The 20,343-nt window shown below is 40.5% G+C and carries 11 protein-coding genes; 7 read left to right on the top strand and 4 right to left on the bottom strand.

All coding sequences use genetic code 11. The features are described 5' to 3' along the window. Positions 1-4 precede the first annotated feature (4 nt). From A4V03_RS15195 to sppA, 3 genes are read right to left on the bottom strand one after another with little or no spacing between them, the layout of a single operon-like run. Positions 5-814 carry a purine-nucleoside phosphorylase gene (locus tag A4V03_RS15195; RefSeq protein ID WP_004316831.1) on the bottom strand — a complete coding sequence of 270 codons (810 nt, stop codon included), beginning with the start codon at positions 812-814 and terminating at the stop codon, positions 5-7. Then, complete coding sequence (lpxK, locus tag A4V03_RS15190; RefSeq protein ID WP_065539515.1) at positions 771-1,901, bottom strand: tetraacyldisaccharide 4'-kinase; 1,131 nt, start codon at positions 1,899-1,901, stop codon at positions 771-773. The genes A4V03_RS15195 and lpxK overlap by 44 nt, the downstream gene beginning before the upstream one ends. 10 nt (positions 1,902-1,911) lie before the next feature. Further along, a complete protein-coding gene (gene sppA / locus A4V03_RS15185; protein WP_065539514.1) occupies positions 1,912-3,690 on the bottom strand; it encodes a signal peptide peptidase SppA in 1,779 nt (592 codons plus the stop codon). 272 nt (positions 3,691-3,962) lie between these two features. Between sppA and A4V03_RS15180 the strand changes: the two genes are divergently transcribed. Together A4V03_RS15180 and A4V03_RS15170 are read left to right on the top strand one after the other, a co-directional pair. After that, entirely contained in the window at positions 3,963-6,161 is a 2,199-nt protein-coding gene (locus A4V03_RS15180) for a GH92 family glycosyl hydrolase (protein WP_065539513.1), read from the top strand. Between the two features lie 365 nt (positions 6,162-6,526). Further along, complete coding sequence (locus A4V03_RS15170; protein ID WP_065539512.1) at positions 6,527-10,555, top strand: hybrid sensor histidine kinase/response regulator transcription factor; 4,029 nt, start codon at positions 6,527-6,529, stop codon at positions 10,553-10,555. A 61-nt stretch (positions 10,556-10,616) separates the two neighbouring features. Here A4V03_RS15170 and A4V03_RS15165 read toward each other — a convergent pair whose 3' ends face one another. Next, positions 10,617-12,131, bottom strand: a complete 1,515-nt coding sequence (locus A4V03_RS15165; RefSeq protein ID WP_065539511.1) for an SLC13 family permease — start codon at positions 12,129-12,131, stop codon at positions 10,617-10,619. A gap of 188 nt (positions 12,132-12,319) precedes the next feature. On the opposite strand from A4V03_RS15165, the gene A4V03_RS15160 reads away from it, so the two are divergent. The 5 genes from A4V03_RS15160 to A4V03_RS15135 all read left to right on the top strand — a co-directional run bounded on the left by A4V03_RS15160 (position 12,320) and on the right by A4V03_RS15135 (position 20,332). Beyond that, positions 12,320-12,910: an RNA polymerase sigma-70 factor gene (locus tag A4V03_RS15160; RefSeq protein ID WP_065539510.1), complete on the top strand. Its 591-nt coding sequence runs from the start codon at positions 12,320-12,322 to the stop codon at positions 12,908-12,910. A gap of 71 nt (positions 12,911-12,981) precedes the next feature. Then, entirely contained in the window at positions 12,982-13,995 is a 1,014-nt protein-coding gene (locus A4V03_RS15155) for a FecR family protein (protein ID WP_065539509.1), read from the top strand. 272 nt (positions 13,996-14,267) lie between these two features. Further along, positions 14,268-17,633: a SusC/RagA family TonB-linked outer membrane protein gene (locus tag A4V03_RS15145; RefSeq protein ID WP_065539507.1), complete on the top strand. Its 3,366-nt coding sequence runs from the start codon at positions 14,268-14,270 to the stop codon at positions 17,631-17,633. 23 nt (positions 17,634-17,656) lie between these two features. Then, complete coding sequence (locus A4V03_RS15140) at positions 17,657-19,303, top strand: RagB/SusD family nutrient uptake outer membrane protein (protein ID WP_065540457.1); 1,647 nt, start codon at positions 17,657-17,659, stop codon at positions 19,301-19,303. A gap of 36 nt (positions 19,304-19,339) precedes the next feature. Then, complete coding sequence (locus A4V03_RS15135; protein WP_065539506.1) at positions 19,340-20,332, top strand: glycoside hydrolase family protein; 993 nt, start codon at positions 19,340-19,342, stop codon at positions 20,330-20,332. The last annotated feature ends 11 nt before the right edge of the window (positions 20,333-20,343 follow it).

Raw genomic sequence — 20,343 nt, 5'->3', positions numbered from 1 at the left:
TTGTTTAGGCACGGTTGATAAGTTCGCGCATGATCGTTGTCATTTTCGGTTGAGCGGCATCGGCTGCTTTCTGAACTTCTTCGTGCGTTACTTCTACGATTTTTCCTTCTACTCCCAAGTCGGTAATGACGGAAATACCAAATACTTTGATACCACAATGGTTGGCTACAATTACTTCCGGAACGGTAGACATACCGACAGCGTCGGCGCCAAGGATATGGAATAGTTTGTATTCAGCAGGAGTTTCGAAAGTAGGACCTTGTGTACCGATATACACTCCGTGTTGTACTTTGATTCCTTTTTCTTTGGCAATTTCATCAGCTTTACAGATCAGTTCCTTGCTGTATGCTTCGCTCATATCCGGGAAACGAGGGCCATAAGGAATATTTTTTCCACGAAGCGGATGTTCGGGGAAATAGTTGATATGGTCGGTGATAATCATCAAATCACCGATTTCGAAGTCTGCATTTGTCCCGCCACTGGCGTTGGATACAAACAGGGTTTTGATTCCTAATTCGCGCATCACACGTACAGGGAAAGTCACTTCTTTCATAGAATAACCTTCGTAATAGTGGAAGCGTCCTTGCATAGCCATGATATCCTTATTGCCTAGTTTGCCGAAAATCAGCTTACCGCTATGACCTTCGACGGTAGATACTGGGAAGTTCGGGATATCCGAATATTTTATTTCATACTTCTCGGTGATTTCGTTTGCCAAACTGCCAAGTCCGGTGCCAAGAATAATGGCTGTTTCCGGGCTGGTATGCATCTTACCTTTCAGATAAGCTGCGGTTTCTTGTATTTTCTCTAACATAGTCAATAATATGTTGGTTAAATTTATCTTGTTGATTCTGTAATATTTCTATTTCAATCGGCAAGGCATAGATAAATGGTTTCAATTCCTTATCCAGAGCCGGATGATTAATCAGTCGTGTTGCATCTTTTTCGGTAGTAATAATCAACCGGTGTTCTCCTTTCAGCTTATGAAATCGTGCTTTGATAAGCTGTATATCCCGATGGCTGAAGTGGTGATGATCGTCAAACGATAGCAAATCTATTTGTTGGGTGCAATCTTTCAGCCTTTCAAGAATGGGAGCTGGTGAGGCAATTCCGGTCATCAATAATATATCTGTATGTGTCAGCGAGGACAAAGCAATTTCATTGTTTGCCGAAGTGGTATCTGTGTTCGGGATCATCCTAGGAAATACCGGTTGCAGGTTGCCATATCGGAACGATGAGAAAAACAACTGTTGATATGGATAAAGGTTCAGTCGTTTCGTGATAATATTATAATCAATAGGCTTGATGTCCTGCGGACATTTGGTGACAATAACGATTTGTGCCCGGTTTTTGCCGTTAATTGGTTCACGAAGTCGTCCTGCGGGGAGCAAGGTGTCGTCACAGAACAGCCGGTGATAGTCCGTTAACAGGATACTCAATCCCGGTTTGACATATCGGTGCTGGAAAGCATCGTCCAACAGAATAACATCTATCGAAGGCTTTTGCAATGCAAGTAGCTTTTCTATGCCATGACAACGCTTTTCGTCAACAGCTACTGTGACAGACGGGAATTTTTGATGCATCTGGTACGGTTCGTCGCCGATGCTTCTTGCCGTACTTTCCGGAGTAGCCAGCACATAACCTGTCGTATGCCGTTTGTATCCCCGGCTTAATACAGCTACATTATATTGATTACAAAGAGACTTTATCAGATATTCAGTGTGCGGAGTTTTTCCTGTTCCTCCAACAGCGAGATTGCCTACGCTGATGATAGGTATATCAAACCTCTTTGATTGGAGCACTTCCCAGTCAAAGAGTTTATTTCTCATCATTACCGCTGCTCCGTAGAGCCAGGAGGCAGGGTAGAGCCACTTATGTATTTTGATAAAGTGTTCGTCCATGTATGGCAGTTTATTTAACATTCAGTTCGAACGGAATACGAGCCTGAATCATGGATTGTTCTTGCAGATTTTTCAGTAAACCGAATTGTTGGTAGAACTCACCTAACTTGCTTTTCAGCAATTGTGATTCTACGTAATTCGTCGGTTTCGTATCAAGCAGGGAAGAAAAGAAATCTTGTTTTGCAGGATAAGAAACAACGGTGTATCCCTCGATACCGGCTTTTGCCACGGCAATATCCAATGCCTTGTCAATGCCGCCTAACTCGTCTACCAGTCCTAACTTTTTAGCAGTTTCCCCAGTCCATACACGGCCTTCGGCAATCTTTTCGATTGCTTCCTTGGGCATTTGGCGGCCCTCGGCACAACGGCTGACAAAGGTGTCGTATCCTTCGGTAATCATCATTTGAAGCAATGATCTTTCATCTTCGTTGAACGGGCGCATGATATTTCCGAAATCAGCATATTTATTCGTCTTAACTACATCATAACTTAAACCGATTTTATCAGTCAACCCTTTTGCATTAGGAATGATACCGAAGATTCCGATAGAACCAGTCAGGGTGGTAGGCTCTGCAACAATCGTGTCGGCAACGCAAGAGATATAGTAACCTCCTGACGCGGCATAATCACCCATAGAGACAATGACCGGCTTCTTAGCTTTCAACTCTTTTACTGCATGCCAAATTTGTTCTGAAGCAAAAGCACTTCCTCCCGGAGAATTGACACGGAGTACAACAGCTTTTACATCATTATCATCTTTCAATTTACGCAGGTCACGAATGACTTTTGAACCAACAATCCCGTCCTCGGAAGTTGCGGAACCCGGATAGTCTGTAATTTCACCGGATGCATAATAAATAGCCACGACATTGCCGCTCTTGTCTTTGGGCACATTCTTCTTTACGTTCATCATATCGCTTAATCCTACTAACGGGAGGTTGTCATCCTCATCTATCTCTACCAGTTTTTTAAGATAATTGCGCACATCATTGCGATAAATCAAAGTATCAGCCAGTCCACATTGTATACTCTCTTCTGACGGATAGAACATTAACATGCGATCGGCATAAACATTCAGAGAGTCTATTGGAATATTGCGGGAAGCAGAAACTCCCTCCGTCACCTGTCCCCAGATAGAAGTGATAAATGCTGTTACTTGTTCGCGATTGGCAGGGCTCATTTCTGTTGCAATAAACGGCTCTACGGCAGACTTGTAAGTTCCCACCTTGAATACCTGCATCTCAATTCCTATTTTTTGTAGCAGGTCTTTGTAGAACAGAGGAGTGGAAGCGATACCTCTCCATTCAATCATTCCTTTAGGATTGAGCAGCACCTTATCGGCCACGCTGGAAAGATAATAAAGCCCTTGTGTATAGGAATCGGCATAAGCAATGATGAACTTTCCACTCTCCTTGAAGTCGAGTAGTGCGTTGCGGATTTCTTGTAAGGAAGCATAAGAGGCACCTAATGAACTTGCTTGCAAATAAATTCCTTTGATATTTTCGTTTTCTTTAGCTTTTTGGATGGAAGAGAGAATATCATCCAGCCCGTACGTGTTAGATTCGTCACCAAACCATTGTGATAAAATACCTAGCGGGTCTTCTTGCGTACGTTCAACCAACGTTCCGTTTAAATCGAGCATCATTACAGAATTCTTTTTTACGATTGTTTCCGTGTCCGAAGCGGACATGATGCCAAACAGCGTTACCATGCTGATTATAAATAATACAATACTTGACAAAATGATACCTGTCACTGTGGCAAGTGTAAACTTCAAGAAATCTTTCATTATACTTATTGTTTTTGCGTCAGCTTGTTATTAAGCTAACAAAGATAAATAATTGAGTTGATATTTATTCAATAAGTCGTATGAATTTTTGTTTTATCACAGCAAATCCATATAAATAGGAGCTTCTTTCCTGTAAAATTTAAGTATATTTGTTTGTATCTAATCCTTTTAAATGAGAAGAATTCTCTAATTTTGTGGCACAACTATTATCGTGAAAAATTAAATAAACATCAGCATGTGTAATGCGACATTAACTTAACAATCTATTTATCATGAAAAGAAAAACCCCTTTTGTGGCTGCAGCTTTAGCAGCAGGCTTGTCTTTCTATTCTTCTTGTACTCCGACTGAAAAAGCGGAAACAAAGGATTATACTCAATACGTGAATACCTTTATCGGTGCTGCAGATAATGGTCATACATTCCCTGGGGCGTGTTATCCTTTCGGTATGATACAAACCAGTCCGGTGACGGGAGCGGTTGGTTGGCGCTATTGTTCTGAATATGTTTATGAAGATTCCCTGATTTGGGGATTTACTCAAACACATCTGAATGGAACGGGATGTATGGACTTAGGTGATGTTTTGGTGATGCCGGTCACCGGTACACGCGTACGTGCGTGGGATGCTTATCGCAGTCATTTTCTTAAAGATAAAGAAGCGGCTACTCCAGGATATTACACCGCAGAGCTCTCTGATCCACAGGTAAAAGCGGAACTGACTGCCTCTGTCCATGTTGCCCTTCACCGCTATACTTATCACAAGGCTGATTCTGCTTCTATATTGATAGACTTGCAACATGGCCCTGCATGGAGAGAAGAACAATATCATTCACAAGTCAACAGTTGTGAAGTGAACTGGGAAGATGCTCAAACACTGATAGGGCATGTCAATAACACGGTATGGGTCGATCAGGATTATTTCTTTGTGATGAAATTCAACCGTCCGGTAGTCGATTCACTTTATCTTCCGATGGGTGAAACAGAAAAAGGAAAACGCATCATTGCCTCTTTTGACATGCAGCCGGGAGATGAGCTGATGATGAAAGTGGCTCTTTCCACTACCAGCATAGATGGGGCTAAAAAGAACCTGGAGGCAGAAATTCCTGCTTGGGATTTTGAAGGAGTAAGAACTGCCGCCCACAATGAATGGAACGACTATTTGAGCCGTATTGAAATAGAGGGCGCCGATGATGAAAAAACGAATTTCTACACTTGTTTCTATCATGCGTTGATTCAACCTAATCAGATATCGGATGTGGACGGTATGTATCGTAATGCCGCCGACTCTATTGTAAAAGCCGGAACAGGTACCTTCTATTCTACATTCTCTTTGTGGGATACTTACCGTGCCGCTCATCCATTTTATACATTGGTGATTCCCGAACGTGTGGACGGTTTTGTGAATTCTCTCATCGAACAGGGTGAAGTGCAAGGTTTCCTGCCTATTTGGGGATTATGGGGAAAAGAGAATTTCTGTATGATTGGTAATCACGGCGTATCAGTCATTGCAGAGGCTTATCGCAAAGGATTCCGTGGCTTTGACGCTGAACGTGCTTTCAATATAATAAAGAAGACGCAGACCGTATCTCATCCGTTGAAGTCTGATTGGGAGGTTTATACGAAATATGGTTATTTCCCGACAGAGCTGATAAAAGCAGAATCTGTATCTTCCACTTTAGAATCTGTATATGATGATTATGCTGCTGCCGATATGGCACGTCGTATGGGTAAAGAGGAAGATGCCGTTTACTTTGCGAAACGTGCTGACTATTATAAGAATCTTTTCGATCCGGAGACGAAGTTCATGCGTCCGCGCAAAGCTGACGGAACTTGGAAAGCTCCGTTTAACCCAAGTGCGTTGGCACATTCTGAAAGTGTCGGTGGAGATTATACGGAAGGAAATGCATGGCAATATACTTGGCATGTACAACATGATGTTCCGGGATTAATCCAGTTGTTTGGGGGAGAAAAACCTTTCTTGAATAAATTAGATTCATTGTTTACAGTTAAGCTAGAAGGTGAAAGTTTGGCAGATGTTACTGGATTAATCGGGCAATATGCTCATGGAAATGAGCCAAGCCATCATGTGACTTATTTGTATGCACTGGCTGGTCGTCCGGAACGTACACAAGAATTGGTTCGTGAAATATTTGATACTCAATATAAAAACAAACCTGACGGACTTTGCGGAAATGATGATTGCGGACAGATGTCTGCCTGGTATATGCTTAGTGCGATGGGATTCTATCCGGTAGATCCGGTAAGTGCGGAATATGTATTCGGTGCTCCACAGTTGCCGAAGATGACTTTGCATCTGGCTGATGGCAAGATTTTCACGATTATTGCGGAGAATTTGTCGAAAGAACATAAATATGTAGATAGTATTACATTGAATGGCAAACCATATACGAAGAAAACAATCTCGCATGAAGATATTATAAAAGGTGGTACACTAGTGTATAAGATGAAGTAAATTCTCAAACATTCTCACTGCAATGAGAAAAAATACTCATTGCAGTGAGAATTATTCCCTGTCAGAGCATACGGAAACGGTGTTTTACACAGACTGAAACTACCTTTATTGTATAGTCCTGTTCACTTCTAATTGAGCTTACTGAAAGTTTCATAGAATAGCTTTTTATTTATGCATTTATGAAATTTTACATATTAAGAGGTAACTGAAATTCTAGCTCTTCTTTACAGTATTCAACAAATTTAAAACTGGAAGTGTGGGTATTAATATTAGCTGATGGTTAAAATGTAAATACATTTTTGACTTGCTTTTTGATTATTTTTTCATATTTTTGCAGAGTATTTTTTTGAATATTAGTGAAAGACATGAATAATTTTGTAAAAATGAGAAGAATCTTTTTGTTTGTACTTCTTCTCATTAACTGTACTGTAAGCAAAGGGCAGATTTATAAGTACATAGGACTGGAAGACGGGTTGAATAATCAGAAAATATACCATATCCAAAAAGACCGACGTGGGTATATGTGGTTTCTGAATCAAGAAGGGATAGACCGTTATGATGGCAAACAGATCAAGCATTACAACTTTTCAGATGATAACATGACGTTGGATTCACGGATTGCCTTGAGTTGGCTTTATATGGACAACAGAAATGTATTATGGGTAATTGGTCAGAAAGGTCGTATTTTTAGGTATGATTCGCAGCACGATAAGTTTGAACTGGCTTATGTGCATCCGGAGCTGATCAGAAATAAGTCGCAAGCATTTCTGAATTTTGGTTATTTGGACAAAAATGACCGTATATGGTTGTGCTGTAAAGATAGTATTACCTGGTATGATACCCATACCGGAACGGTGTTGAATATGTCAGTACCGGTTGATGGCGAAATAACCACCATTGAACAGACAGAAGGTAATCATTTTTTTATAGGTACGGGAAGTGGTTTATTTCGTGCCGGAATAGAAGACGGTAAGTTAAAGGTGGTTCCTGATGAAGTGGTGGAAAGCATTGCTCCGGTACATGAACTTTATTACCATGCTGTTTCAAAACAGTTATTTGTGGGAAACTATAAAGAGGGAATACTTATATACGACATGGGGAGAACAGGAAAAATCATCTCTTGTCAATTTCCCAATCATGTAGAGGTTAACCAGATTACTGCTTTAAACGCTCATGAACTTCTAGTGGCTACAGGGGGAAAAGGTGTATATAAGCTGGATGTGAATACATACATGAGTGAACCCTATATAACAGCTGATTATAACAGTTATAACGGGATGAATGGAAATAACATTAATGATGTCTATGTGGATGAAGAAGAACGCATCTGGCTCGCCAATTATCCCACCGGTGTTACAATTCGTAACAACCGTTATGGAAGTTATGACCTGATAAAACATTCACTTGGTAATGCCCAGTCGTTGGTGAATGATCAGATTCATGATGTGATAGAGGATAGTGACGGTGATCTCTGGTTTGCAACCAGTAACGGTATCAGTTTCTATCAGACTGATACAAAAGAATGGCGTTCCTTCTTTAGTTCCTTTGATCCGGTACCGAATGATGAGAATCACATTTTTTTAGCGCTATGTGAAGTTTCTTCTGGTGTAATATGGGCTGGTGGTTATACATCGGGTATTTACAAGATAGAGAAGAAGAAAGGGTTTAAGGTAACTTATCTTTCTCCTGCTGCCATTGCAGGAGTACGTCCCGACCAATATATTTATGACATTAAAAAAGATTCGGGAGGTGATATTTGGTCCGGTGGATATTATCATCTGAAGCGTATCAATCTTGAGACTAAAAACGTACGTTTTTATCCGGGAGTAAGTTCTATTACTATTATTCAGGAGAAGGATGACCGGCTGATGTGGATTGGTACGCGAATGGGACTCTACCTGCTTGACAAGGAATCCGGAGTTTACCAGTATATTGATCTGCCTGTTGAATCTCCCCATATATGTGCATTATACCAGAGAGAAGACGGTATCCTGTATATCGGTACTCGTGGAGCCGGACTTCTTGTGTATGACATTAATAATAAGAAGTTTGTCCATCAATATCGTACTGATAACTGTGCGTTGATTTCCGATAATGTTTATACAATTCTTCCACGTCAGGACGAGAGTCTTCTGATAGGTACGGAAACCAGTATCACAATCTATTCTCCTCTGGAACATTCTTTCCGTAATTGGACACGGGAGCAAGGATTGATGAGTGTCAATTTTAATACAGGGTCTGCCACTGCCTGGAATAAAAACACACTTGTTTTTGGCGGTAATGAAGGTGCGGTTAAGTTTCCGACAAATATACAGATACCGGAACCGCATTACTCACGCCTGTTATTGCGTGATTTTATGATTGCTTATCATCCTGTTTATCCGGGTGATGACGGATCTCCTTTGAAGAAGGATATTGACGAAACTGACCGGCTGGAACTGGCTTACGGACAAAATACATTTTCCTTTGATGTGGCATCCATTAATTATGATTATCCTTCTAACATTCTTTATTCATGGAAAATTGACGGTTATCATAAAGAATGGACTCGTCCAAGTCAGGATAACCGGATTCTTGTTAGAAATCTGCCTCCTGGCAGTTATACGTTACAAATTCGTGCCGTATCCAATGAAGAGAAGTATAAGACTTATGAGACAAGGAACATTCAGATTGTTATAACACCTCCTGTATGGGCCAGTGTATGGGCAATGGTAGGATATGCCATCCTGTTGGTACTGGTTATGGTTGTTATATTCCGTGTTATCATGTTGCACAAACAGAAGAAGGTGTCGGATGAGAAGACACGGTTCTTCATTAATACAGCTCATGACATACGTACACCGCTTACGTTGATAAAAGCTCCGCTGGAGGAAGTCATAGAAAATCGTATGGTGACCGAACAGGCGTTACCTCATATGAATATGGCTCTTAAGAATGTGAATACATTGCTTCAGCTGACAACTAACTTGATAAATTTCGAACGCATAGATGTTTATTCATCCACTCTTTACGTTTCCGAGTATGAACTGAATACTTTTATGAATGATGTTTGTGCCGCTTTTCACAAATATGCCGAAATGAAACATGTCAGGTTTGTTTATGAAAGCAATTTTGACTATCTGAATGTATGGTTTGATAGTGACAAGATGGGATCTATCCTGAAAAATATCTTGTCAAATGCATTGAAGTATACACCTGAAGAAGGTAGTGTGTGCATTTCCGCCTGCGAGGAAGGAAACACCTGGAGCATTGAGGTGAAAGATACGGGGATTGGTATTCCTTCGTGCGAACAGAAGAAATTGTTCAGAAACTGTTTTAGAGGAAGTAATGTTGTCAATCTAAAAGTAACAGGTAGCGGAATAGGGCTGATGTTGGTATACAAACTAGTTAAATTACATAAAGGCAAGATTCAGATTCAGAGCGATGAACAACAAGGCACTTGTGTACGCGTTACTTTCCCGAAAGGAAATAGCCATTTTCATAAAGCTAAATTTATTTCTCCCAAGCTGCCGGATGAACGTCCGGAGGCTATTATACCGGGTGGTATTTCCGAATTGCCGGCTATAGAGGTATCCCAGATAAACAGTTCCTTGCAACGTATCCTGATAGTGGAGGATAATGATGATTTGCGCAATTATCTGGTGGATATGCTTAAGACGAATTATAATATTCAGGCTTGTCCGAATGGGAAGGATGCACTTATCATAATGAAGGAATTTAATCCGGATCTTGTTATATCCGATATAATGATGCCTGAAATGAGCGGCGATGAACTTTGTTCAGCGATAAAAGCGGATCTTGAAATGTCTCATATTCCGGTCGTTTTGTTGACAGCACTGGGAGATGAGAAGAATATGCTCGAAGGGCTGGAAATCGGAGCGGATGCTTATATCACCAAGCCTTTCAGTGTAGGAATACTCAAGGCAACGATTAAGAATTTGCTGGCGAATCGTGCTTTGCTCCGTCAGGTTTATAATAGTATCGAAGAGGAAGAACAGAAATTTGCGGTTAATTGTACTAATACTCTGGACTGGAAATTTATAGCTTCGGTCAAGGAATGTATAGAGAAGAACATGAGTGATCCGGATTTTAATGTAGAAATGCTTAGCAGTCGCCATCACATGAGCCGTACGAGTTTCTTTAATAAATTAAAGGTCTTGACAGGTTATGCTCCGGCTGATTATATCCGGATGATACGTTTGCAACATGCTGCACAATTGCTAAAGCAGGGCGAATATACAATAGCGGAAATTACTGATAGGGTCGGGTTCTCGGATGCGAAATATTTCCGTGAGGTATTTAAAAAATATTATGGTGTAAGTCCGAGCAAGTATGGAGAGTTGGAAAAGACAGGATCTTCTTCGGTAGTTAATCTTCCAAGTAAGACTGATTAGTAAAAATCCCTGTAAGAATGATTGCTTCTTACAGGGATTTTTTGTATGGAAAGAGTAATTTTTATAATAAATTGTTGGAACCAAGTATGATCAACATGGTATATCCCAATATCAGTCCGATGATTCCCATGATTATTCCGACTTTTTCCATGTCCTTTTGCTGAATCATGCCAGTGGCATGTGCCAATGCGTTGGGAGGAGTACTGATAGGCAATATCATTGCTAATGATGAACCGATTGCCACTCCGATCAATAAAGTCTCTACTCCACCTAAGGAAGATAGGTTCTCACGCATACTGCTTCCTGCAATGGCTAGGATGGGGACGAGCAATGCGGCAGTAGCTGTATGTGAGATGAAATTAGCCATAGCATAACAAATAAGTCCGGAGCCGACAATCATTAATACAGGAGGCCATGTGTTGAATGGGATAGCTTCAATCATGTGTTTCGCCAGTCCGGTTTCCTGTAAAGCAACGCCCAGGGCGAAGCCGCCGGCTACCATCCAAAGTACGCTCCAACTGATTTCTTCCAGATCGCGTTTGGTGATGACTCCCGTTATACAGAAAACGGCTACCGGAATCATAGCTACTACATTAGAGTTTACTCCCGTCACTTTGTCAAACATCCAAAGTATGACTGTGATGGCGAAAGTGATATAAACCACAATGGAACGCCAGTCTTTTTTGGCTTCACCTTCAATTTGTAGTTCAATATTCTTTTGTTTAAAGGGAAACAAACGTAAAAGTATGAACCAAGCGATAAACAATACAACAATAGTATAGGGTAACATAAAACTCATCCATTCTCCGAAACCGATATTCAGGTTCAGTCCCTCCGGATCATTCAGGTATTTTAAGGCAATTGCGTTGGGCGGTGTGCCGATAGGAGTTCCCATACCACCCACATTAGCAGCTACAGGAATAGCCATAGCCAGACCTATTTTTCCTTTACCGTCTGCCGGCAGAGCTTTTAATACAGGAGTTAGGAAAGTGAGCATCATGGCAGCTGTAGCCGTGTTGCTAAGGAACATTGAAAATGCAGCTGTAACAAGAATGAATCCTAATAATACATAGTGTGATTGGGTTCCGAAAGGTCTTAACATGACGCGTGCCAACAATACGTCCAATCCGCTTTTGGTTGCTGCGATGGCAAGTATGAACCCACCAATAAATAACATAATGATTGGATCGGCAAAGCAATGCATAATGGACTTATATTTGACTGTCTGTCCCAATTCTTCTGTTGAGATTCCTTGAGTAAGGAACCATAAGCTGCTGTCGGAAACGGTGAGCAGCAATAAAACGACAATCAATACGGAAGTGGTCCATGCAGGGACAGCTTCGAATACCCACATCAGTGTGGCAAAAATAAAGATAGAAATAAGTCTTTGTTCTATAATAGTCAACCCTTCTATACCAAATGTGTCAATAGGGAGGAACCATAAAATAAGGGAGAGGGTAATAGCTACGGTTAGCTTTATACATCTGGCCACTGTCTGATTTTTTGCCAACCGTTTGGCTTTCTTTAAGTCCTGATAAGCTTCCACTAGATGGAAGCCGTGAAAAATCTTGTACATGATACTAGTTTAAGATAAAATTTTAAAAACGGTGCAAAAATAACTTTTTATTCTATATTTCGTAAGTGAGTGAGAGAAGTTTTTAATAATTCTTTTTGGTTGTGATGTCCTTGAAGATATTAATATGGATATTAGGTAGTCTGCTGCAATTTCTCTAAATTTGTGCCATTAATTCGACTAATACATTCATGGAGCACACTGAAACTTTAATAGTAGAGCAGTTGAAGATAGGTAACGAAGACGCCTATCAATACATCTATGACCATCATTATGCTCTGCTGTGTCATGTCGCGAGTGGCTATGTAAAAGATCAATTCCTCGCGGAAACCATTGTCGGGGATACTATTTTTCATTTATGGGAGATTCGTGAAACGTTAGAGATTTCCGTTTCTATCCGTAGCTATTTGGTGAGAGCCGTCCGTAATCGTTGTATCAACTATCTGAATTCTGAATGGGAAAAGCGTGAGATCGCGTTTTCATCTCTAATGCCTGATGAGATAACAGACGATAAAATGACGATCTCCGATTCGCATCCGTTAGGTGCATTGCTGGAGCGTGAACTGGAAGAGGAAATATATAAAGCCATTGATAAATTGCCGAATGAATGTCGTCGCGTGTTCGATAAAAGCCGTTTTGAAGGAAAATCATACGAAGAAATTTCTCAAGAGTTAGGCATCTCTGTTAATACGGTTAAGTATCATATAAAGAATGCATTAGCATCTTTACAAACGAATCTAAGTAAATATCTGATTACTCTACTTTTATTTTTTTTCGGGTAAAAACGAAAAAAGGTCATTTTCAGACTACCCTCAATTAAAAAACTACTGTCTCCTTTATAGAACGCAGAAAAATGGAAGAAGAAAAGAAACATATTGATGAATTGATTGCAACCTATCTGACGGAAGGTTTGGACAAAAATGCTTTAGCCGAACTGAAAGCATGGATAGCTGCATCACCTGAAAATAAGAATTACTTTATTCAGCAGCGGGAAGTCTGGTTTTCTGCTGTCAGTCGTGAAGTTGCGTCGAAATACAATAAAGATAAAGCGTTCGGTACATTTAAGAAACGTATCGGAAATCGGAAGGAAATAGAAAAAACTTCTCATCATGGATTCCGGTTGTCAATGTTGTGGCGTTATGCAGCGATTATCGCAGTCGTACTTGCAGTCGGCTGCTTCTCTTATTGGCAGGGAGGAGTGAACGTAAAAGATACATTCGCGGATATATCCGTAGAAGCTCCTTTAGGATCGAGGACAAAGCTTTATTTGCCGGACGGTACATTGGTTTGGCTGAATGCCGGTTCACGAATGACTTACTCACAAGGTTTCGGAGTCGATAATCGTATGATCGAACTGGAAGGTGAGGGATATTTTGAAGTCCGGCGGAATGAGAAACTTCCTTTCTTTGTAAAGACTAAAGATTTACAATTGCAAGTACTGGGAACAAAATTTAATTTTCGCGATTACCCGGAGGATCATGAAGTCGTAGTATCTTTATTGGAAGGGAAAGTAGAACTGAATAATCTACTGAAAAAAGAGAAAGAAGCAATTCTTGCGCCTGATGAGAGAGCAATATTGAATAAAACGAACGGACGGATGACAGTAGAAACTGTCACAGTCTCTAATGCTTCGCAATGGACGGACGGTTACCTGTTTTTTGATGAAGAGCTTCTGCCGGACATCGTGAAAGAATTGGAACGTAGCTACAATGTAACTATTCGCATCGCCAATGATTCTTTAAATACCTTCCGGTTCTACGGTAATTTTGTCCGTCAGGAACAAAGTATTCAGGAAGTATTGGATGCGTTAGCATCTACGGAGAAAATACAATATAAGATTGAAGAACGCAATATAACTATCTATTAATAACCGGTTACCAGAGATTTATAATACTATGATTGTTTAACCTTAGAAATTGAAGAATATGAAGGAAGAAAATAATACCGAATAGTCTTTAGTGAATGATAAGGAGGGAAAATAAAAAACCGGAAGATCTCGAACATCTTCCGGTTCCTGAATCCCTTCTTCAACAACTTTCAAACGTGAGCATGTTTTCAAAAGAGATAATGCAAAGTTAGCAAAATACATCTCTTTTAAAACGAGTTATTCAAGTTTTAATTAAATAATTTGTTTATTTTATGAATTACAGGAAGAAGGCCATATTAATGGTCGTGGCTCTCTTTTGCCTTAACATAGCAATGCTAGCCCAGGCCGTTTCATTGAAAATGAATAATGTTTCGGTGAAAGAAGCGATGACGCAACTGAAAAATAAAAGCGGATATTCTTTCGTATATAAAGTCGGGGATCTGGATACCAAAAAGATTGTAAATGTAAAGGCGAAACAGTTGATTGAAGCCATCGATCAGATTTTGTACGGACAAAACGTTGTTTATGAAGTGAAAGGCAAGAACATTATTGTTCAAAAAGGGCAACCTCGCCCGAAAGAAGTGAAAGATAGTAAGAAACGAAAAATCACAGGTGTGGTGAATGACCAGAATGGTGAACCTATTATCGGTGCTACTGTTAAGGAAAAGGGAGGCGTGAATGGAACCGCGACTGATTTGGATGCAAAATTTGCTTTGGAGGTATCACCAGGAGCTGTATTGGAGATTTCTTATATCGGTTATCAAACACAAGAAGTAAAAGTGGGCGACCGGACAGCTTTGGCTATTACTTTGATTGAAGACCAGCAGGTGCTGGATGAAGTAGTAGTAGTCGGATATGGTACAACCTCTCGTAAAAACCTGACTACAGCTATTGCTACTGTAAAGACTGATAAAATATCAAAAGCTGCCAATAGCAGTGTAGCTAGTATGTTATTAGGGCGTGCGGCAGGATTGCAGGCTACGGTAAATAGCACTCAACCCGGAGGTGAAATTAAGATTTCTATTCGTGGTGGTGAAAATCCTATTTATGTGGTTGACGGGGTAGTGATGCCTAATTCATCTTTGGAAGTAGGGAGCGGGGACACAGGATTGCCGGATGGTGTTAAGCGTGCAGCGCTGGCAGGTCTGAATCCTAGTGATATAGAATCTATCGAAGTATTGAAAGATGCTTCTGCGGCTATCTATGGTATTGGTGCAGCTGATGGTGTTATCCTGATTACTACCAAAAAAGGTGCGGAAGGAAAGCCGCATATTACCTATGAAGGGAGTTATTCTATTCAGAAGCGTTATTCTTATGGGATGAATCGCCTCAATTCACAAGAATACATGAATATGGTTAATTTGTTCGGAAAAGAAAATTATCTGTATGTTAATGAGCAATATCCTTATGGAAATGTGGGATATGACGGTAAATGGACACCAATATTTACATCTGAACAAATAGCGAATGCAACTACGACCGACTGGTTGAGTTATGTGTTGAAGACAGGACAAGTCAATAATCAGAACCTGACGATTAGTGGCGGTTCAAAAGCAATCCGTTATTATTTAGGTTTAAATTACTACGATGAAGATGGAATTGTCCGTAATGCCGGAATGCAACGTTATTCTTTGCGTACGAATATTTCTGCGCAGTTGTTCAGTTTCTTGAAGTTAACGACCATAGCAAATCTGAACCATAATAAATACAGTAATTCCACGGTAGGAGGAGATACCGGTAATCAAAGAGACTCGGCGGCGGGCTCTCTTTATACAGCCATGAATTATCCTACTTATCTTCCTATGTATGATAACATGGGAGAATATACGATATTCAACAGGGAACCGAATCCGCTGGCTGCATTGCAAATCCGCGACCAATCTAAACAGAGTAGCTACTATGTGAACTTTGCGCTCGACCTTGATATTATCAAAAATATGTTATCCGCCAAGTTATTATATGGTGTGAATAAAGAGAACGGAAAACGTTCTGCCTATATTCCTAAGGATGTGTATTGGGGGCTTGTCCGCAAATCAAGGGGAAGCCTTGGATATAATGAACGGCAGTATGAGACGATGGAAGGTACTCTTTCTTTCCGGCATAAATTTTGGAATATAATAGACGTGAATGCTGTAGCGGGAATAGGACGCTATTTGGACAAGGGAACCGGAATGACAGTCTCTTATCAGAATGCGAATGATATGATTAATGACAGCAATCTGGCCGCTGCGGATGGTCCATTCTCCCCGACTTCCTATAAATATGAAAACGAGAAACGTTCTCAATTCCTTCGTGCTTCTTTTGATATATTGGATCGTTATGTATTGACAGCCACTTTACGGCGAGATGGAACAGACAAATTCTTCCCGGATAAAAAATACTCACTTTTTCCGTCCGCTTCGGTAGCCTGGAAGCTTTCCAATGAATCGTTTATGCAAAACCTTTCTTGGTTGAATCTGTTGAAAGTGCGCGCCAGTTATGGTATGACGGGTAGCGACAATCTGGGAACATCTTTATATGGTATTGTCGGTATATCTCGTGAGGATATCAAGTTCTCGAATAGCAGCGTTACTTATGTACCTTATGCATTGCAAAGTGCCAATTATTCGGATGTAACCTGGCAAAAGACAACGATGAAAAACATCGGATTGGATTTCTCAATTTTGAAAGATAGGATATGGGGAAGTCTTGATGTCTTTAGAAATGATGTGACTAACCTGCTGGATACAGCTCCTACCTCTTTATTGAATATGTACGGTTATCGTCCTGTAAATGGAGGACATTATAAACGGACTGGTGTGGAATTGTCCTTGAACACTTTGAATATCCAAACACCGAATTTTAAATGGACTTCTTCGCTTGCATTGTCTCATTATAATGCATGCTGGATTGAGCGGATGCCGAATTTCGATTATAAGAAATACCAGAAGCGGGAAAATGAGCCGAAGAATGCATACTATTATTATAAGATGGTTGGAGTCATTAATGAAGACAGAAGTAATATGCCGGATTCTCAACGTTCGTTACCCCGTGAAGCGCAGTTGCCCGGATATCCGATTATTGATGACCGTAATGGAGATGGCAAAATCGATATCAATGATATTTATATGGACAACACATTGCCTAAAGTATATTATGGTTTCGGTAATACCTTTGCTTATAAGAATTTTGATTTGGATATTTATATGTACGGACAGTTGGGGGTAAAGAAGTTTAATTCCACCCATTCCAGTAATTGTTCTGCAGCCAATTTGGCAAGCGGCATATTGGCTGCTAATCCTACAGATTATGCCTATTCTATTTGGAATTCACAGACCAATCCGAATGGAGAGGTACCGGGAATTGCTTATAAATCTGTAACACTTCCCGAAAATGCTCCTATCAACGCATTCTGGGAGAAAGCCTCATTTTTGAGAGTCAGAAACATTACGCTAGGATATAATTGGGATGCGAGAAAACTGGCTTTCCTGAAAGGTAATGTACAGAATATCCGTCTTTTTGTAGATTTTCAAAATCCATTCACATTGACCAAGTTCGAAGGCGACGACCCGGAGATTGCAACCTCTGCCGGTAACCTTGGCCATGGGCAATATCCTCAATTGAGAGTTTATTCTTTTGGTGCGAAAATTTCATTCTAATTGATATAAAATATAGAAATATGATGAAAAAGAAAATATTATTTCCGATACTGTCGTCTTTGTTGCTTTTGTTGGGAAGTTGCGAGAATAATTTCGATGCGCATATCTATGGCAATCTCATGCAAGGCAAATATCCGTCTACAGAAGATGAATGTGTTTCTTATATGATGACGTGTTATATTCCGTTTACCTCAGTATTTACATACGAAATAAATAGTGGAACAGGACAGCACGGCTTCTATATTGCTACCGGGGGGAATATTCGTATGTTTGACTCTACGTCAGATATAATGGCACCTGCTACGGTGAAATGTAACGATGAATGGCTCCGTTTTACTCAGGCAAACTTCGAAAATTGCTATTACTTCTGGAGAGGTTGGGTAGACGATGCCCATAACCTGAATCATTTTCCTAAAACGGCAGAGGTAACTCGTTTTACAGAGATTATAGGTACGTTGGAAAAAGTCTCGGAAGACGTACTTTCGAAAGAAAAGAAGAACAACCTGTTGGGAGAGGCCCGCTTGTGCCGGGGGATGATGTTGTATTACTTGATGCATATTTATGGTCCGGTGCCGGTGATAATCAATCCGGAAGACGTGTTTAATGAAGAAGCATTGAGGAATACGGTTCGCCCCACACTGACCGAGATGTGCAGTTGGATTACAGATGATTTGGAGTTTGCTGCCAATAACGCTCCTGAAACTACATTGGAAAAAGGACGATATACCCGTGATTATGCCCGCTTTTGTCTGATGCGTCATTGTCTGAATGAAGGAGGACATATGGAGGGGTACTATCAAAAGGCCTTGGATATGTATGACGAATTGAAAGGAAAATATTCTTTGTTTAAATCGGGAAGTAATCCATATACAGACCTGTTTAAAAATGCCAATAAATTTAATAACGAAATCATTATGGCAGTAAGTTGTGACCCGAATGCCGACGGTAATCCTAAGAACGGAAATGCCAATATACTTTCTATGTTGGTTGTTCCTAATGAAGCGTCAGCGTTAGATCCGCAGGGAAGTCGTACTCCTTTCTATCCTCAAAATGGCGGTTGGAATGCTTTTTACAATGTAGCTCCTAAGTTCTATAACAGTTTTGAAGAGGGCGACAGACGTAAAGATGCCATTCTTACAGAATTTTGGACAAAAGACGGAATAAAAGTGACAAAAAATGATATTGGTGTGAAATGGGATGGATTTATTTGTAATAAATTTCCGGTAGAAACGCCGGGAACTTTCCAGGGTACGGACATTCCTTTGGCTCGGTGGGCGGATGTATTGTTGATGTATGCTGAAGCAAAAGTTCGTTTATCGAAAGCAGCTCCGACTACAGATGCAATAGCTGCCGTGAATGAGGTACGTAATCGTGCTGGGCTTGGAGATTTATCATCTGTCGATACATCATCAGCGGAAGCTTTTCTGACTGCCATCCTGAAAGAGCGTGGACATGAACTGTTTTATGAAGGATGCCGTAAGATTGATTTGATTCGTTTCAATCGTTATGCGCGTGAGACAGCCGACATAAAAGGAACAGTACCTACTAAACAGTATATGCCACTGCCCAATTATGCTGTAGACCAGGCAGCAGAGAATGGAAAAACTCTCGAGCAAAATTATGAAAGACCGGAGTGGAAAACAGACAAAGATGCAGCTGGCGGAATCTAAAAGAATGATTTTTATTCAATTAAATAATTAAGTAACATGAAATATATGAATTATCTAATAGGTATGCTAATGATATTTGCCGGATGGGGATGTTCGGAGGATACGATACAAGAAAAAAAAGAACCGATGGTAGCTACTGACGGTGGATACCTGTTTGCTCATATGACAGATGAAAATTATGCTCGTTTGTTTTATTCAGTTTCTCGTGATGCATTCCATTGGGAAACATTGAATAAAAAGCGGATTGTGTTACCTGAGTATTGCGGTCACCCGGATATTTGTCAGGGTAAGGATGGCGTCTATTATATGATTGGCGTACAGCCAAACACAGGGATACCTATATTGTGGTCGTCTTCTGATTTAGTGACTTGGCAGAGTACTAAGTTGAAAAAGTCTATATTCAATAAAATATCAGATTTGGGTTATAAGAATGAAGAAACCTATTATGGAGCTCCAAAGATGTTTTATGATGAGGCTGATGGACGATATATCATAACCTGGCATGCTGGTAAAACAGGAAAAGACAGTGATACATCAGAGTGGAAGTCCAAACGTACATTTTATATATTAACATCGGATTTCAAGACATTCACCGAGCCGCAACGTCTGTTCAATTTTACGGGTAGTGACGAAGATATGGCAACCATCGATGTGATTATTCGTAAAGTGGGCGATGAATATTGCGCTCTTATGAAAGATGAACGTTGGCCGGAAGATGTTCCGGAAGTAGCTAAAACGATCCGTATGGCAAAGTCGAAGCATTTGACAGGACCATACGCCAATCCGGGAGCCCCGATTACTTCATTGAATGTGTGGCATGAAGCTCCCATTCTCGTTCCTACTGTGGATGGCAAAGGATTCTTTCTTTATGCGGAGCGCTATCCGAAGCAATATGACATGTTTGAAGCTTCTTCAATAGACGGTCCCTGGACTGAACGTTATTTTCAAGGTCCCGATGCCCGTCACGGATGCATTGTTCGAGTGAATGAGGAGGTTTATCAGGCTATTTTAAAGGCTTACAAGAAATAGAAAGGACAAAT

Source organism: Bacteroides caecimuris (genome assembly GCF_001688725.2).
Classification (GTDB): Bacteria; Bacteroidota; Bacteroidia; order Bacteroidales; family Bacteroidaceae; genus Bacteroides; species Bacteroides caecimuris.
The sequence above is the reverse complement of the archived record's forward strand: the minus strand, read 5'-3'. Positions and strand labels throughout refer to the sequence as shown.

Coding starts and splice junctions, on each gene's coding strand:
- A4V03_RS15195 (WP_004316831.1), bottom strand. CDS start 814: ATGTTAGAGAAAATACAAGAAACCGCAGCTTATCTGAAAGGTAAGATG.
- lpxK (WP_065539515.1), bottom strand. CDS start 1,901: ATGGACGAACACTTTATCAAAATACATAAGTGGCTCTACCCTGCCTCC.
- sppA (WP_065539514.1), bottom strand. CDS start 3,690: ATGAAAGATTTCTTGAAGTTTACACTTGCCACAGTGACAGGTATCATT.
- A4V03_RS15180 (WP_065539513.1), top strand. CDS start 3,963: ATGAAAAGAAAAACCCCTTTTGTGGCTGCAGCTTTAGCAGCAGGCTTG.
- A4V03_RS15170 (WP_065539512.1), top strand. CDS start 6,527: ATGAATAATTTTGTAAAAATGAGAAGAATCTTTTTGTTTGTACTTCTT.
- A4V03_RS15165 (WP_065539511.1), bottom strand. CDS start 12,131: ATGTACAAGATTTTTCACGGCTTCCATCTAGTGGAAGCTTATCAGGAC.
- A4V03_RS15160 (WP_065539510.1), top strand. CDS start 12,320: ATGGAGCACACTGAAACTTTAATAGTAGAGCAGTTGAAGATAGGTAAC.
- A4V03_RS15155 (WP_065539509.1), top strand. CDS start 12,982: ATGGAAGAAGAAAAGAAACATATTGATGAATTGATTGCAACCTATCTG.
- A4V03_RS15145 (WP_065539507.1), top strand. CDS start 14,268: ATGAATTACAGGAAGAAGGCCATATTAATGGTCGTGGCTCTCTTTTGC.
- A4V03_RS15140 (WP_065540457.1), top strand. CDS start 17,657: ATGAAAAAGAAAATATTATTTCCGATACTGTCGTCTTTGTTGCTTTTG.
- A4V03_RS15135 (WP_065539506.1), top strand. CDS start 19,340: ATGAAATATATGAATTATCTAATAGGTATGCTAATGATATTTGCCGGA.